Annotated in this window: 9 protein-coding genes; 4 read left to right on the top strand and 5 right to left on the bottom strand. The window is 37.4% G+C overall.

The annotated features are described in order from the left end of the window. Positions 1-118 precede the first annotated feature (118 nt). Positions 119-2,020: a tetratricopeptide repeat protein gene (locus ACOCEA_RS08915; protein ID WP_420755881.1), complete on the top strand. Its 1,902-nt coding sequence runs from the start codon at positions 119-121 to the stop codon at positions 2,018-2,020. A gap of 782 nt (positions 2,021-2,802) precedes the next feature. Here the strand turns inward: ACOCEA_RS08915 and ACOCEA_RS08910 are convergent. Further along, complete coding sequence (locus tag ACOCEA_RS08910) at positions 2,803-4,419, bottom strand: thiol-activated cytolysin family protein (protein ID WP_420755880.1); 1,617 nt, start codon at positions 4,417-4,419, stop codon at positions 2,803-2,805. Positions 4,420-4,752: 333 nt separating this feature from the next. Between ACOCEA_RS08910 and ACOCEA_RS08905 the strand changes: the two genes are divergently transcribed. Beyond that, complete coding sequence (locus tag ACOCEA_RS08905; RefSeq protein ID WP_420755879.1) at positions 4,753-6,624, top strand: hypothetical protein; 1,872 nt, start codon at positions 4,753-4,755, stop codon at positions 6,622-6,624. A 189-nt stretch (positions 6,625-6,813) separates the two neighbouring features. Here ACOCEA_RS08905 and ACOCEA_RS08900 read toward each other — a convergent pair whose 3' ends face one another. Beyond that, a complete protein-coding gene (locus ACOCEA_RS08900; protein WP_420755878.1) occupies positions 6,814-8,844 on the bottom strand; it encodes a thiol-activated cytolysin family protein in 2,031 nt (676 codons plus the stop codon). Between the two features lie 310 nt (positions 8,845-9,154). Between ACOCEA_RS08900 and ACOCEA_RS08895 the strand changes: the two genes are divergently transcribed. Together ACOCEA_RS08895 and ACOCEA_RS08890 are read left to right on the top strand one after the other, a co-directional pair. After that, positions 9,155-10,876 carry a tetratricopeptide repeat protein gene (locus ACOCEA_RS08895; protein ID WP_420755877.1) on the top strand — a complete coding sequence of 574 codons (1,722 nt, stop codon included), beginning with the start codon at positions 9,155-9,157 and terminating at the stop codon, positions 10,874-10,876. A 251-nt stretch (positions 10,877-11,127) separates the two neighbouring features. Then, the gene (locus ACOCEA_RS08890) at positions 11,128-11,580 is read left to right on the top strand and encodes a thiol-disulfide oxidoreductase DCC family protein (protein ID WP_420755876.1); all 453 of its coding nucleotides are present in this window, start codon (positions 11,128-11,130) and stop codon (positions 11,578-11,580) included. A gap of 223 nt (positions 11,581-11,803) precedes the next feature. Here ACOCEA_RS08890 and ACOCEA_RS08885 read toward each other — a convergent pair whose 3' ends face one another. The 3 genes from ACOCEA_RS08885 to aroC all read right to left on the bottom strand — a co-directional run bounded on the left by ACOCEA_RS08885 (position 11,804) and on the right by aroC (position 15,486). Next, positions 11,804-12,970, bottom strand: coding sequence for a peptidase MATCAP family protein (locus tag ACOCEA_RS08885; protein ID WP_420755875.1), 1,167 nt, complete (start codon positions 12,968-12,970; stop codon positions 11,804-11,806). 67 nt (positions 12,971-13,037) lie between these two features. After that, the gene (locus ACOCEA_RS08880; protein WP_420755874.1) at positions 13,038-14,363 is read right to left on the bottom strand and encodes a dicarboxylate/amino acid:cation symporter; all 1,326 of its coding nucleotides are present in this window, start codon (positions 14,361-14,363) and stop codon (positions 13,038-13,040) included. Between the two features lie 58 nt (positions 14,364-14,421). Continuing rightward, the gene (gene aroC, locus ACOCEA_RS08875; protein WP_420755873.1) at positions 14,422-15,486 is read right to left on the bottom strand and encodes a chorismate synthase; all 1,065 of its coding nucleotides are present in this window, start codon (positions 15,484-15,486) and stop codon (positions 14,422-14,424) included. Between the last annotated feature and the right edge of the window lie 84 nt (positions 15,487-15,570).

Here is a 15,570-nt window from a genome sequence, read left to right as displayed (position 1 = left end):
AAAATTTTAAGCCTGTTTTCATGGGAAAAGTTATGGACAAGTGCAGAATCGAACCTCGATTACCGCTTTTTTTGAATGGATTTTATGACTACATTGAAATCCTAAATCAAACCGCCATATGAAAACCATAAACTACTTTATCGTTCTCCTATTGATTATTTGTGTCAATTCTTTTGGTCAGGATAGAAAGAAAGAATTGGATAGTTTAATACAAAGGGCCAAATCCCTTCCCGAAGACACACTTAAGGCGCAGGTTCTCTCTAGAATCCATGAAAGAATGATGTTTATGGACAATGAAGGTGCACTGGAGTATGCCAGACAAGCGCAACAACTATCCGAAAAAATAGGGTATGAAAAAGGAGTGGCCAATGGCTTTGTCCAATTTGGCAATTACTACTACAATCAATCTAAAAACGATTCTGCTCAGTTTTTTCACAATAAGGCATTGGACAAGTTCAAGGAAATAAACTCGGTTAGGGGCCAAATCTTTGCCATGCATTCCTTAGCCACTATAGAACGGGAGAAAGGTAATTACGCTAAAGCTATAGCGCTCACAACGTCTATATTAGCTATGTATACAGAGGAGAACAGAAAAAATTCCGATTTAGGCGAGTTTGATTTGAGAGGCTCTGAATATGAGGTCCTCGGTGGCATATATTTTGAAAAGGGCAATTATAAATTAGCCCTTGAGAATACCTTAAAATCCTTAAAATCTTTTGAAGAAGTCGAAGACGAGGTAAGACAAGGTGATGCCTTAAAGCAATTGGCAGATATTGAATATCAGCTTGGCAATTTCCCATCAAGTCTCATATATGCGGAACAGGCAATCACTATTTATAAAAAAAATGATGACAAAATATACCATAGTTATGCTTCAAATACCGCAGGTTTGGCGGCAGAAAAATTGAACAATACTACCTTGGCCGAAAAATACCAAACAGAGTCCATAGACCTGGCCCGGGAAATGAACGTGCAATCTATGATTTCACAGTCTTTGAATGACTTGGCACGATTAAGTTATACTCAAGGAGACTACCAAAAAGCTGGTAATTTACTTAATGAATCACTTCAAATAGCAAGAAAAGAAGACATTAAATTAGATTTGACCGAAGTGTTACATGAATTGGCCAATTTAGGAATGGCGCAAGACAATCCTGAACGTGCACTGGTCTATATAGAAGAAGTTGTTTCAATAGCCACCGAAATTGGCGCCTTGCCTACACTTAGCGATGCCATGAAAACAAGGGCCAATATTTGGCATATGCTGAATAAAAATGATGTGGCCTTTGCCGATTTTAAGGAATATCACACCTTAAACGATAGTATTTATAATTTAAAAAAGAACCAACAGATAGAAGAACTTCAAACCATCTTTGAAACCGAAAAAAAAGAAGCGGAAATAGAATTACAGCAAGAAGAAATAAATACGCTAAATGAAAAGGCCAAAGTTGACCAACTGACAAAGGGACTTTATGCTGGCGGAATGTTCACCTTTGTGGCGGTTTCTGGCCTATTGTTTTTTGGGTTTAAACAGCGAATAAAGAAAAACCGTATTGCAAGGGAAAAACAGGAAGAAATCTATAAACAAGAAATTGAGCACAAACAAAAGGAATTGGCTAGCCAAACCCTGCATCTAGTTCAAAAAAATACGTTTATACAGGAGCTCATGGAGAACCTAGAACATATAAAGAACTCCCCAGAGAAATTCAAAATGGAGTTTAGGCGTATAGTTATGCTCCTAAAGAAAGAAAATGCCTCAGATAAGGATTGGGAGGTGTTTAAAACCTATTTTGCAGAGGTTCATAACGACTTTGACCAAAAACTAAAGACTATTTATACAGACATCTCAGAAAAGGAAATACGTCTAGCGGCCTTTTTACGAATGAACCTTACCACTAAAGAGATTGCCGCAACCTTAAATGTTTTGCCAGACAGTATCTTAAAATCCAAGTATCGGTTGAAGAAAAAATTGGGATTGGACAAAGAGACTGATTTAAACACTTTTTTAAGTGCACTTTAATGATGATTCCAAAAAATCTGATACCATGTGCTATTTTATCAATTTAAGTAGCTGATAAACAGTTTATTGTAAAATATCGTATACGATTACAAGTCTGCTAAAACGAAAGAAAATAGAAGTGTTAGTACGCTTTTCTTTCTTTAGAATACACCTTTTGAACAGCATTTAAAAGAACAGCCGGCATCAAGTTAGTTGTTGAACCCAACCTGAGCGGCCAGCTGCCGTTTTTAAAATAACCAGTTCAATACTCAGAAACTAACTTCTACTAATTGTAATGGCTTAACTGCTTGCTTCCCTGCCATGTACCGTCCATGATTCTTCCTGAATCTAACCAGGTACCCATAGCTTCGTTATTTTCCCCTAGTTGACCAACAAACTCACGGTCCTCTGTATTACCCTAGTTAGCCGCCAACATACCGTTTGAGTTGACCTTTCGGGTTATGGCGGAAGAATCGGAGGTAAAAGTGGAAGTTGCAGTTCCGGAGACATTACCATTGGAACTAATGGTTACCACCTACACGCCCCTGTCGTCTCCAGAATAGGTGTCGACCCAGGTTCCTGTTAAACTGGAATCAATTTCCCCTCCCTATTCGTCTTTTAAACAAGAGGTGCCAATAATCATAAAAATCAGTATGGGTATAAATAGTAGTTTTTTCATTTGTTTTTTGATTTACACTGCTTAACTAGATGCATTTCCTTTAAAACAACAGCCGACACCAAGTTGTTGAATCGCAACTTTAGGCGCCGACTGTCTTAATAATTGATTTCGCGTACTTTAGTACTTACTTAACTCTTTCTACAGTAAAAGTTGCGATAACGCGATGTAACGCTACTTCATTGAATGTTAATTCCTTCGTTTGAGGTTCTCCCAATTTTAGGTCTACCAATGGAATTTCAAGCGACCTTACCCCTAAGTTATCACTACTGAACAAATCTTTATCGTTCAGGTCGCCCTTAATCTCAATGTAATCATTATCATAATCTGGCCTTTCCACCTCAACCGTTACGCTCTGGTCGATTGTGTGTGAAAGCAAATAGGGAATTTGCAGGTCGTTAGTACTGGCCCTAGCCCATCTTACCCTACTACCCACTCTTGATCCGTTCTTTTTGAGTTCACCTTCTACAGAGCCCCAAATTTCCAAATGAAGTCCTTCAGAAGTCCCAACGGGTGTTAGGTTCACCAAAAGGTTTTTTATCGTAATTTTAAACTGTGGATGTGTTAAATCACAACTTCTTGCTTGATATTCGGTAGACAATACCACTTTGGCTGTTGGGAAACCCTCTTTTACATAACTTAGTTTATAAGCTATAGGCGCTCCTGGTGATTCTTTGGAATAATTACCACCTTCAGCAATAAAATCATAGATTTGACTTGGATTGTCTTTAAGCCCACCAACCGCTTGAGCCGCACTACTACCAGATCCTCCCTTAATCAAGACTTTAACACTGGCTTCTTCGAATATATTTTTATCCTTAACCTCAAGTTCTCCACTCCCCCCCTTTTTTCCTATTTCGTAAGCAGCAGAAAAAGCGGCTTCTACTTCACTCAGACTATAGGACGATTCTACAGTATAAAAAACCAATCGCCCATAAGTAACGGATTCTACCAGAACTGGGCTAGTTGACCCTAAACTTTCAACACTAGGCAGCTTAGTAAATAAATTACTAGGTGATTTTGGATCATCCACATCCAAGGTAAAATATTTTTGTACGAACTTCAACACATACTTACGCTTAACTGATGTTGTACTAAAGTCAAAGCTTCCAGAAATATCTTTGGTCCTACTACCGTAATTGACACCTAAGGCGATCGATAATTGTTCTTCTGAGTACGCTTCATATTCATCAGAAATCAGCTCTGCCGGTGTTGCCCCATTAATCTCTCTATTTAGAAGCTCGGCGATACCATCCCTTACATCACTTATTTGGCTAGGGTCCTCAATGGTAACAGATGGCTTTCCTTCAGCATTAAAGAAAGTAGTAGATATAGTAATCGGAGCCCTTTCTCCTGAAATCCTTATATACTCCCCTGTTGGTATGGATTCTCCCTTTAACAAAGCTCCAGGATAAATCACATTGGTTGTTGGGTCTAACATAAAGAGTTCATTATATCCTGGGGCGCCCTTATAGGTTCTAACGGAACATGAATATTCGCTATCTTCTACTCTTGCAGTTTCTTCTGGACTTGTGGGGACAATAGCGGACTCCTCTGGTTGGTTAAATGCACTTAGATTGGCAACGGCGGTATTAAAATCATCTGCATCATTGTTTGAAAATTGTAGCGTGCCCGGGTCATCAGGAAGTACTTCATCTTTACTACAACTTTGAAACACTACTATGGCAACACTGCATAGACTTATAAAAAGTCTTCTTTTAAATACTAATTGTTTTGTTTTCATAACTTCTTGGTTTTTAGGATTCAACACTCCAAAACTAGAAGCACTTAGATTCGAAACCTAAAAACAGAGCTAGACAAAACATGGACAAAATTCCATCTTAGCACTTAAAAAGACCTAGACAATTGAAAAATTAAAATGTACAATAAACCAATAAACATTTGATTATCAATATTTTAAAAAATTTTTTACTGCTCAATCTTATTACAGATGTCTATACAAATCCTAGACAGCTGCTTTTTGGGATAAAATCCTCTATTTAGTTGTATTATCTTTATAAAAGAGGCATTTTTAACAGAATTACCTAGGTGTTTTAACTTAAAAAGTAAATTTAATATGAAGAAATGGACACTATTATTGCTAATAATTGTTCCGCTATTAACCGTTGGTCAAGATCAAAAAAAAATAGACAGCCTTCTCATTCTTTTGAAAAATGCAAAAACTGACTCTACAAAAAACGACCTTTTAATAAACGTTTGGGATCATTATGTTGACACAGACGGTAAAAATGCAATAAAATTTGCTCAAAGATTGGTTGATTTAGGCAAATCTTCAAAAAAAGAATCAATTTTGGCGGGTGGCTACATGCGTCTAGCCATATCACATGGCTATATTTCAATTGATAGCTCATTGAAATACAACAAGCTTGCCTTGCATTCATATCAGAATAGAAGAGACACGCTAAGAACTGCAGTTATTCAAATGAATCTAGGTGTCGATTATACAGATCTAGGGGAATATGACAAAGCACTAAAAGCTATTGATGAGGCTTTTAGTGGATTTAGCGTTATGAAAGATACTTTGGGTATGGGCCAATCACTTGAAAATCGTTGCAGGCTTCATTTTGTTAAGGGCTATTACAAATTAGCTTTAATTGATGCAACGGAAGCTATTCGCCATGTACAAAAGACCAATAAACAAGATTATCTGGAGCGGATTAATAGCAGGTTAGCCGCGATATATAGTGTTCTTGGGGATACAATTGCCTCTAATAAAATATATAACAATATCATCAATCAGATAGATAAAGACGTTAACTTACGAAAATTGCTACAATTTAGAGTATCACAGGCTGAAATGTTTATTCTGCATAATTATAATTTGAATATTGCAGAAAGGATTCTCAAAGAGAGTAAACCAAAAATTCAGGAGTTAGGCGACTATTTAACTTTGATACAAGTGAACAATGCATTTGCAAATATTAAAATTCGAAAAAAAGAATTCCAAGAATCATTAAAATATTTAGATCAAAATAAGCATCTACTTAAAGATTTTGGTAGTGACAAACTAAAATCACAAACCTTTAATATGCTCGGTTCAGTACAACTCGAATTAAAAAACAATGTTAAAGCAAAAGAATTTGCTTTGAATGCCTTATCGCTCTCTCAAAAAATTGGAATATTGGAAGAACAAGTACAGGCTTATAGAATTCTGACTGAAATCGCAAGTCAAAACAGAAATTATCAAGAAGCACTCGAATATCAAGAATTAAAATCTTCAATATATGATAGTCTATATAACATCAAAAAAGTGAATCAAATTCAGGAGTTAAATATTATTCATAATACCGAAAAAAAAGAAGCCGAAATCACCCTACAAAAAGAAGAAATCAACACACTATATGAAAAAGCTAAAGTAGACAAACTAACGAAAGGACTTTATGCCGGTGGTATGGCCTCTGCCCTAGCCTTATTCGGTATTTCCGTTTTTGGATATCGTCAACGTATAAAAAAGAACCGTATTGAAAGGGAAAAGCAAGAGGAAATATACAAACAGGAAATTGAACACAAGAAAAAAGAATTGGCTAGCCAGACCCTTCATTTGGTTCAGAAAAGCAAGTTCATTTCTGAATTAAAGGACAACCTGGAAAAAGTAAAGAACTCTCCCGAATTGTTTAAGATAGAGTTCAAGAGAATAGTTATGCTCTTAAAAAAACAAAGTGCGGCGGATAAGGATTGGGAAGTATTTAAATCTTATTTCTCTGAAGTGCACCAAGATTTTGATGATAAGCTAAAAAGACTAAATGCTAAAATAACGGACAAGGAATTACGATTGGCCTCCTATGTTAAAATGGGCCTGAACAATAATGAAATTGCGCATATTCTCAATGTGTTGCCCTCAAGTATCCATACCTCCAAATACCGGTTAAAGCAAAAACTGGATGTGGATAAAGAATTAGATTTTGATGGTTTTATTAAAGGATTGTGATTTAAAGTTTTTTTGGCCACAATAGACCCCGTTTTTCACCAAACTTCATTCATATACATTGGTTTTTAATCAGTTATTGATTATCATATACGATTATAACCCATTTAAAAACTTCGTTCCTATTAAAAAACAGCCGACACCAAGTTGTTGAATCGCAACTTTAGGTGCCGACTGAACTAGTAACTGATTTTAATTAATGGCCCATGGCCCTTCCTGTTCATTAGTATTCAAATTTTGTCTTGACATTTTTCCATCAGAGGAGAAATAAAGAATGAAATCCGTGTCATTCAGCTCAACCTTGCAGGCTGCCTCTACCCGTTCCAGTCTAAAATCATCAACATCGGAGACTGATTTTTCGTCTGCCCAGCATCTGAAATCTTGACCTGAATTGATTGATGTATTAGAACCATAATAATCTGAACGGGCATATGAAGTTCCATTACTGTTCAAACTCCAGAAATATGTTCGTGTTCTTGTAGCTGTATTCGGAATGGGGCCAGATGATATGTTCACATCTACAACACTCCTTCTGGCCGCTGCTTGAATGCCTTTAGAAACAAAAGCATAGGTGTTGCAGTCTATGGTAGTAAATGTTACTGGGTCACCTATTAGTTGATTTTCCGTAAATACATCATCTGTAAGATACTGCCTATTCGCACCATTTTGCTGTATGTACGCTCCAATAGGACCATTGGGAAAACCCGATTGGGCACTGTCATAATCTATAATTTCAAATCGTGTACCATCTTCATTAAAAATATAAATCTTAGTCAAAAAAGCCCTAACCGCTGCGCCCACCTTATCAAAACCAGAAGCTCCTAATGGTGCACTGGCATCATTGATGTTATAGGGTCCTTCGACATCGGCACTTCCAAAATTATAAATATAGTATTGGTTACCTGCTTTGTTGAAAAGGGCTACATATCTGCCGTGCAATTGGGTAGCCGCCCCAATACCGTCATCAAAAAGGTCAACAAGCACCTCAAATGCAACTGGCGGCAAAACGCCTTGTAGATTGCACTCTACACGATCATACGCAGTGGCCAACTTGGTGCCTACCACTTTGTCAGGTTCAGCTACACTGCGCACCACATATGAAAGCGGTTGACCAGTTCTGATATCCGTAGATTCTGCCAATTTTTCACCAATGGTAACAATGTCCAACTCTCCTACCAATTCAAATGCACTCTGCACGCTGCCACCATAAGCAATGATTTTGGTTTTGACCTCATCAAGGGTGTTGTATTCCTCATAATCTACCTCACCTTCTACTTTGTTGCCAAAACCTTTATAAGTTCCTTCAATACGGCTTATTAAATCTGAACGTGATGATGTAGATTCTACCAACATGTAAAATATACGACCATAGGTGACTGACGAAATATAGGTTGCGGGGTTATCTGCCTGAACAAAGGGGTCTAAATCCTCGCCTGTAACGTTAGGGGCAAAAATATCTTCGTTACCGTTGACTTGGTCCATTGACATGGTATAATACTCTTGTGTAAGTTTTACCAGTACCCGATTGTACTGTTGTTCGCTTGAAAAAGAGAGGTTGGCTTGGGCTTTTGCTTTATAGGATTCATAGCTGATGCCCATGGCAAAGGCCATTTGCTCTTCTGAGAAGACTTCTTCAACCTCCAATACAAAGTTTGCAGGCACAATATTGGGGTCACCTTCTATGATGGCGTTCATGGCCGTTTGTACATTTCCTTTGGTAATCTCATCAACTGTTTGGGCAGAAACGCTGTTCCCATTCACCAAATTATACGAGATGGTATTACCTGCCCTATCCACATTTATGGAACTAGGTGTGGCTTGGCCAAGTGTTTTGCCCTGTAACAGGTTTCCCGGCCAAATGATTTCCGCGGTGGGGTTGAACAACGGGAACTCCCCATTACCGTCTTCCACGCTCACTTTTTTTGTTTTACATCGAAACCGCAGGGTCTCCGTATCATCATCCAATGAGCGGTAATCTTCACTATACTGCTCAGAAACCTCAAGAGTATCAGCGGTCTGTGTTTGTGGAAAGTCGTTAACGACCGCCCTGGCCAAAACTTGGTCAATGGTCAATATTGATGATGGGTCACCATCATCTTGCCCAATAGGGTTATCGGCTGTGGGTATTTCCGGGTTATCACTATCACTGCTACAGGATACCAATAGTAAAATCAAAAGCACTGCTAGGCTCAAGATTTTGAAAATGAATTGATTTGTTTTCATAAGTTCTTGGTTTTTTAGATTCAACGAGTCAAATTTACCTGCAAATCAAGCCGTTAACTAATTTTCTCCGTAGACAAAGTATGGACAAACATAATAGGACATACCCAATAATGGTGTGGACAATAAAAATTTAGGTTACCTGATGAAAATGATATAACCTCAATAAATAAAAGGGTTTACATAAATTAGTCAAGCGTTTTTCGAAAGTGTTTTATAAACTTTTTATGGACAACCGGTTTTTTGTATTCGGATTAGGAGTTGAGAGCAATTGATATATTGTCTATCTTGGAAATCAATAGAATAGTATCATATGAAATACAATTACACACTTTTCTTTTTTTGTCTATTGTACATTCAAAATGCCATTGCTCAGAATAAAGTATCCCTCATTGAAAAATTCGAAGCATATGAAGAGCTTTATATGGAAAATAGAGGTAGAAATCAGGAAATAGCAGCGATTTATATAGACTCCATGCGGTTAATCGCTAAAAAGAAAAATGACTTTTCACTATTAGGTAAAGCCATTAGAGCAGAAGGGGCATTATTAGCTTATAAACAGGATTACAGGGTTTCTAAAGACTCTACTAAAAAGTCTATCATAATATTTAAATCTATTAACGATTCACTAGGGCTTAGTGGTTCTTACAATGACTTAGGAGTTACCTTCAGGAAACTAGGATTGCTTGATTCGGCCATGGTTTACAATATGATGTCCTTAAAAATCAGAGAAAAATTAACCCCCAATAGCGATGTTCTTGCCCAAAACTATGCTTCCATAGGCACTTTACATGGGATGATGGATAATGACCTTAAAGCTGAACAATATTTTTTCAAGGCTGAAGCAATTTACCTCAAAACCAAAGAGTACTCTAGACTCGGGGATATTTGGAATAAAATTGCGGTTAATAATGAGCGAAGGGATAGTATAAATGACGCTATACGGTATTATAAAAAAGCGGATTCATTATTTAATTCGATAGACCATACTCGAGGACGTGCCCTTATAGCAAACAATTTAGGTATTCTGTACGGGATTAAAAATGACACAGCCGTAGCCAATGATTACTACAAAACCGCAATTGAGTTAGCCAAGGAAAGTAAGCGAATTAATATTATTGCTAAAGCCAACATTAATTTAGGACATAATTTATATCTACAAAAAGATTATAACGCAGCAATTAAGCATTATATGGAAGCACTTGTTATAACGGAGCAAACTGGTAAATATGATAATTTAAGCAGTATTTATAGAAATATGTCTGCTGCCTTGGCAGGCTTGGGAAAGTACAAAGAGGCTTTAGAATATAAGGAAAAACACTTTGTGGTTTATGATTCCGTATACAGCCAAGAATCTCGCACAAAAATTAACGAATTAGAAATACAATATCAAACCGAGAAAAAGGAGTCAGCAATCGCTCTACAGCAAGAAGAAATCAAAACCTTAAATGAAAAGTCACGTGCCGACAACTTGAAAAAAGGACTATATGCCGGTGGTATGGTTTCTGCCCTTGCCCTATTCGCCCTTTCGTTTTTTGGATTTCGCCAACGCATGAAAAAAAACCGTTTGGCACGTGAAAAGCAAGAGGCTATTTATCAGAAGGAAATCGAGCATAAACAAAAGGAACTGACCAGCCAGACCCTTCATTTGGTACAAAAAAACACGTTTATCCAAGAATTAAAGGAAAACCTTGAGAACATCAAAAATTCACCTGAAAAATTTAAAATGGAATTTAGGCGTATCGCCATGCTTTTAAAGAAAGAAAATGCGTCTGACAAGGACTGGGAGGTATTTAAAACCTATTTTGCCGATGTGCACAACGACTTTGACCAAAAACTCAAGACCATCTATCCGGACATTTCAGAAAAGGAAATCCGATTGGCTGCCTTTCTTCGCATGAACCTTACTACTAAAGAAATTGCCGTCACTCTCAATGTCTTGCCAGACAGTATCCGAAAATCAAAATTCAGACTCAAGAAGAAGCTAGGGCTTGATAAAGATACCGAATTAGGTACTTTTTTAGATTCGCTTTAAAAATGTTCAATAGGCACCTTTTTATATACGAAATTTTTATTGCTAAATGGCGCAAGACATATAGCTGTCCTTGTATATTAAGGAAAAACAAAGGAAATAGAAAAAGTGTAAGTAGCAGGTTCGAGTGGTATATTTTACAATTCCTCGCAGGGCAAAATATATATTGAGATTTGTTTTTGTTTCCAAAATAAAATTGGCGAAATACCACTGGGGCTTATCTTGGGGGCAGTCGGTATAAAGAAATTTTATTATTGAAAATTAGATCAGCAGTTATCGATAACCTACCCTATCTTTGCAATGTGGAAAAAGGAAAAAAAATAGTTTTATTTGACGGTGTTTGTAACCTATGTGATTCTTCGGTACAATTTATCATCAAACACGATAAGGACGATGTATTTAGATTCGCAACACTACAAGAAAAAGTAGGTCAAAAACTGATTTTGGAACGAGGAATTGATACTTCTAAAGTGGATTCCATTATACTTATAGACCCAGGCTTAGCGTATTATACTAAATCTGATGCGGCGTTGGAGATTGGCGCCTATTTAAATGGGTATAGTACAATTTCAAAAATATTGAAATTGATTCCCAGCGCTTTACGAAATATCGTATATGATTTTATAGCTAAAAACAGGTATAGGTGGTACGGAAAAAAAGAGAGTTGTATGGTACCAACCCCAGAATTGATGGCTAAATTTTTATAAAAAGCAAACTATTAAGCGTTCTATTTACGTTTGTTGGTTTTTTAATTATAATCATGAGCGATTTTAAATCGTATATCATTCCATTTGAAGATTTTTACATGTAGAAAAAAAGAAGTTGCACCATTCTTCAATATCTACTTCAAATGTTGAAAGTGATTTATACACCATATATATTGAACATTTGATTGGCAGGTAAACTGGGGATTTTTAAAATAAATTAGCGCTATTTCAAATTATTAAGTATAAAATCAAGTGTTTTGTTAACATTCCTATTTTCGGCATAAGCAAAGTTTGCATAACCATTTTTTTGAGCTAGCCCAATTTTTTTTAAGTTAGTGATAGCTGGCTCATAATCCATACTTACCTTGCCAGATAAGAGAACATCCATAGGTACTTCTTTAAGATATCGTTTGTAAATTTTTCTAAGCCCGCTTAAGTACAACCTATCTTTGGTGAAGCCTCCTCCTCTATGAGCCCTTAAGGTAATAGAAAAGGCGTCGTTTTTATTCAATTTATATTGGCTGTGAATCATATCAAAGGTATCGGCAAACGTGTACCCCTTAATGAGACTGTCAGAAGCCAATACCCTATACGAAAGTTCCTTTAATCGTTTCAAGGTCAACGCCCCGCTCATATACTCGCTAAAAACAGCCAAGCCTTCTTGTGTTTCCACATTCTTAGGAAAACCATTTGAGAATATCTTTAACGGCTGATTTTTTGCATTATACGTGGTCACTAAATGTACGCCAATCTCATGGTTGGCCAAGGTCAACATTTGGTTCATGCTGAACTTGGTGTTTCGTTTTATAAGTAAGGTTTCAGTGGCATTACTCACCATAGCATCTGCGGCGATATGGGTGGAATATTTAATATTCAATGGAAAATCGTAACGTTTGGAAAATTCTTCGAAATAAGCCTTTGCATCGGCTGGAGTATATGTCTTATCCATGTCCACCGAGACTGGCTCATCAGCAAAATGAAGAATAAACTTTGCATTTTCTACATCCTTTTCGGTGGGGGAACCATAAACCCTTAAGGAGTTATAATGAAATCGTTTTTGCTCTCCGATAGTTTCAATACATTGTACCATATTGGAGTAATAATAAATAATCTCCTGGTACAACTTTCGTATATCCTCATCCTCTATACGTTCCAAACGTTGGGAAAAGAACAGACGGTGCAACTTATAAGGGTTGAATTTTAACTTTGGATATCTAAACTCTGGGTTAGAAGTGTATTTGGATGCAAAGAACACGTTTTTCTCCTTCTCTATGTTTAAAGGGTTTACATAGCTTAACAATTCAATCTTTTTAACCAGCCGGTCTAAATTGGCATCAATCTCAAATAAGCTAAGGTGTTCTTTTTGTAGTTCTTGCAGTTCCTTTATCATACGATTCCTTAAAATTCCTTTGCCTGCAAAGGTATTAATTCTTTAAATCGATATGTGATAGATTTTTCTATTTCACTTCTTCATAATGGTCATCCCAATTCTTAACTTTAGGTTTTCCCAATTTCCCTACGGATTTTGCAACAATCATAGAAACAGTAGCGTCACCTGTAACATTTACGACGGTCCTGCACATATCCAAAGGCCTGTCTACGGCAAAAATCAATGCAAGTCCTATAGCCAACTTATCTTGTGGAAAACCAATGGATTCCAACACGATTACCAACATCACCATACCCGCTCCCGGTACGGCAGCTGAACCAATAGATGCCAATAGTGCGGTTAACACGATAGTTAATTGGTTTGCCAAGGACAAGTCAAATGCCAAGGCTTGTGCAATAAACACTGCCGCCACCCCTTGATACAAGCTTGTACCGTCCATATTTATGGTAGCTCCGACGGGCAATACAAAACTGGAGACCTCCTTATCTACACCTATATGTTCCTCTACCCTTTCCATTGTAACTGGTAAGGTTGCTGCGCTTGAACTGGTAGAGAATGCCAATAGTTGAGCTGGACTCATTTTACTCAGGAAGGTAAGTGGGTTATAGCCTGTAAATGATGATACTATCAAACAATAAAAACCTATCATAATGGCTAAGCCCAATACCACTACCCCAGCATATTTTAACAAGGCCAATAATAATTCAGGATCGCTTGAAGATACCACAACCCCTGCCAACAAGGCAAACACTGCGTAGGGGGCTGACAGCATAATTAAATCCACCATTTTAAGCACAACATCATTCAATGAGTCAAAGAACTTTTTTAATGGTTTTGCCGATTTTTCACCAACGAGCAACATGGATATCCCTAAGAATATTGCAAAGAAGATTACCTGCAACATAAGACTGTTATTTGTCATTGAAGCCAATGCATTATCAGGGACCATGTCAACCAAGAACTGTAATGGACCCGATCCTTGTTGTCTTGATGCTTCCTCCATTTTAGAGGTAACACCGCTATCACTTGCATAGGTTTCTGTAAGTTTGGTAATGGTCTCTTCTGAAATACCTTCACCAGGTTTTATCAGGTTTACCAAAATCAACCCGATGGTAATGGCTACAATTGTAGTTGCCACGTAAATTACAATTGTACGAATACCGATATTCCTGAACTTGGAAATATCCTTTAAATCTGAAATGCCTTTAATTAGGGATGCCAATATCAGTGGTATGGCAATCAGCTTTAATAGTTTTACGAAAATTGTTCCAAAGGGCTGTATCCAATCCCCTACAAACTCCTTACCCCAATCTACTTGGGTCATTGCAAAACCAAAAAGAATGCCCAAAAGCATTCCTATTAAAATTTTCCAATGTAGTTCAAGTTTACGCATATTGCTGTTGTTTTGGGTCAATATACCAAATTGGCAGCAATCCCACCACCTTGAGCCGCTAAATTTTATTGGTTCTGGCAATAAGCATATAATCTGCTAATACCAATGCAGCCATAGCTTCTACAATGGGTACAGCCCTTGGTACCACACAAGGGTCATGCCTGCCTTTACCTTGGGTGGTTATGATATTCCCTTCCTTATCAATAGTTTCATAAGGCTGAATGACTGTAGCTACCGGCTTAAAGGCGATATTAAAATAAATATCCATACCATTGCTTATTCCACCTTGAATACCACCGCTATTATTTGTTTTGGTCGTACCATCTGCATTAAAAGGGTCGTTATGGGCACTTCCTTTCATGGTCACACCTTCAAAACCACTACCGTATTCAAATCCTTTAACCGCATTTATGGAAAGCATTGCTTTTCCAAGTTCTGCGTGTAATTTATCAAATGCAGGTTCTCCTAAACCAATCGGTACATTTTTTACAACACAGGTTATGACTCCGCCTATCGTATCCCCTTCCTTCTTGATGGATTTGATATAATCTTCCATTTTGGAAGCCGTATCCGCATCCGGACACCTAACCGCATTGGACTCGGTCATGGACAAATCCAATTGGGAATAATTCTTATCCAGTTTCAGGTTGCCAACTTGAGATACAAAGGCATTGATTTCAATATCTTGAAGAAACTGTTTCGCAATGGCGCCTGCTACAACCCTACTTGCGGTTTCACGGGCAGAACTCCTGCCCCCGCCTCGATAATCTCTAAAACCATATTTTTGATCGTAGACATAGTCTGCATGGGATGGTCTGTAAGAATCTTTAATGTGACCATAATCCTTTGACTTCTGATTGGTGTTGAATATGGCAAAACCAATAGGGGTACCAGTGGTCCTACCTTCAAAAATACCAGAAAAAAATTCAACCTCATCCGGCTCCTTTCGCTGTGTAACAATAGCAGATTGACCGGGTTTTCGCCTATCCAAGTCTTTTTGTATGGCCTCTAAATTCAATTCTATTCCTGCTGGGCAACCATCAATCACTCCACCAATTGCCCTTCCGTGGGACTCGCCAAACGTACTTACCTTAAAAAGGTTTCCAAAAGTATTTCCTGCCATAATTTATAATCGATTTCCAATAAACAAAGGTAAATGTTAAAAACTTCAAAGAAAAATTTACATCCCACTTAAACATTATTTAAC

It is taken from the genome of Maribacter luteocoastalis (genome assembly GCF_048890225.1).
Taxonomy (GTDB): Bacteria; Bacteroidota; Bacteroidia; order Flavobacteriales; family Flavobacteriaceae; genus Maribacter; species Maribacter luteocoastalis.
The sequence above is the reverse complement of the archived record's forward strand: the minus strand, read 5'-3'. Positions and strand labels throughout refer to the sequence as shown.

Bases quoted from the DNA above. Each gene is read 5' to 3' on its own strand.
- ACOCEA_RS08885 (WP_420755875.1), bottom strand. From the start codon at position 12,970: ATGATAAAGGAACTGCAAGAACTACAAAAAGAACACCTTAGCTTATTT.
- ACOCEA_RS08910 (WP_420755880.1), bottom strand. From the start codon at position 4,419: ATGAAAACAAAACAATTAGTATTTAAAAGAAGACTTTTTATAAGTCTA.
- ACOCEA_RS08895 (WP_420755877.1), top strand. From the start codon at position 9,155: ATGAAATACAATTACACACTTTTCTTTTTTTGTCTATTGTACATTCAA.
- ACOCEA_RS08905 (WP_420755879.1), top strand. From the start codon at position 4,753: ATGAAGAAATGGACACTATTATTGCTAATAATTGTTCCGCTATTAACC.
- aroC (WP_420755873.1), bottom strand. From the start codon at position 15,486: ATGGCAGGAAATACTTTTGGAAACCTTTTTAAGGTAAGTACGTTTGGC.
- ACOCEA_RS08880 (WP_420755874.1), bottom strand. From the start codon at position 14,363: ATGCGTAAACTTGAACTACATTGGAAAATTTTAATAGGAATGCTTTTG.
- ACOCEA_RS08915 (WP_420755881.1), top strand. From the start codon at position 119: ATGAAAACCATAAACTACTTTATCGTTCTCCTATTGATTATTTGTGTC.
- ACOCEA_RS08900 (WP_420755878.1), bottom strand. From the start codon at position 8,844: ATGAAAACAAATCAATTCATTTTCAAAATCTTGAGCCTAGCAGTGCTT.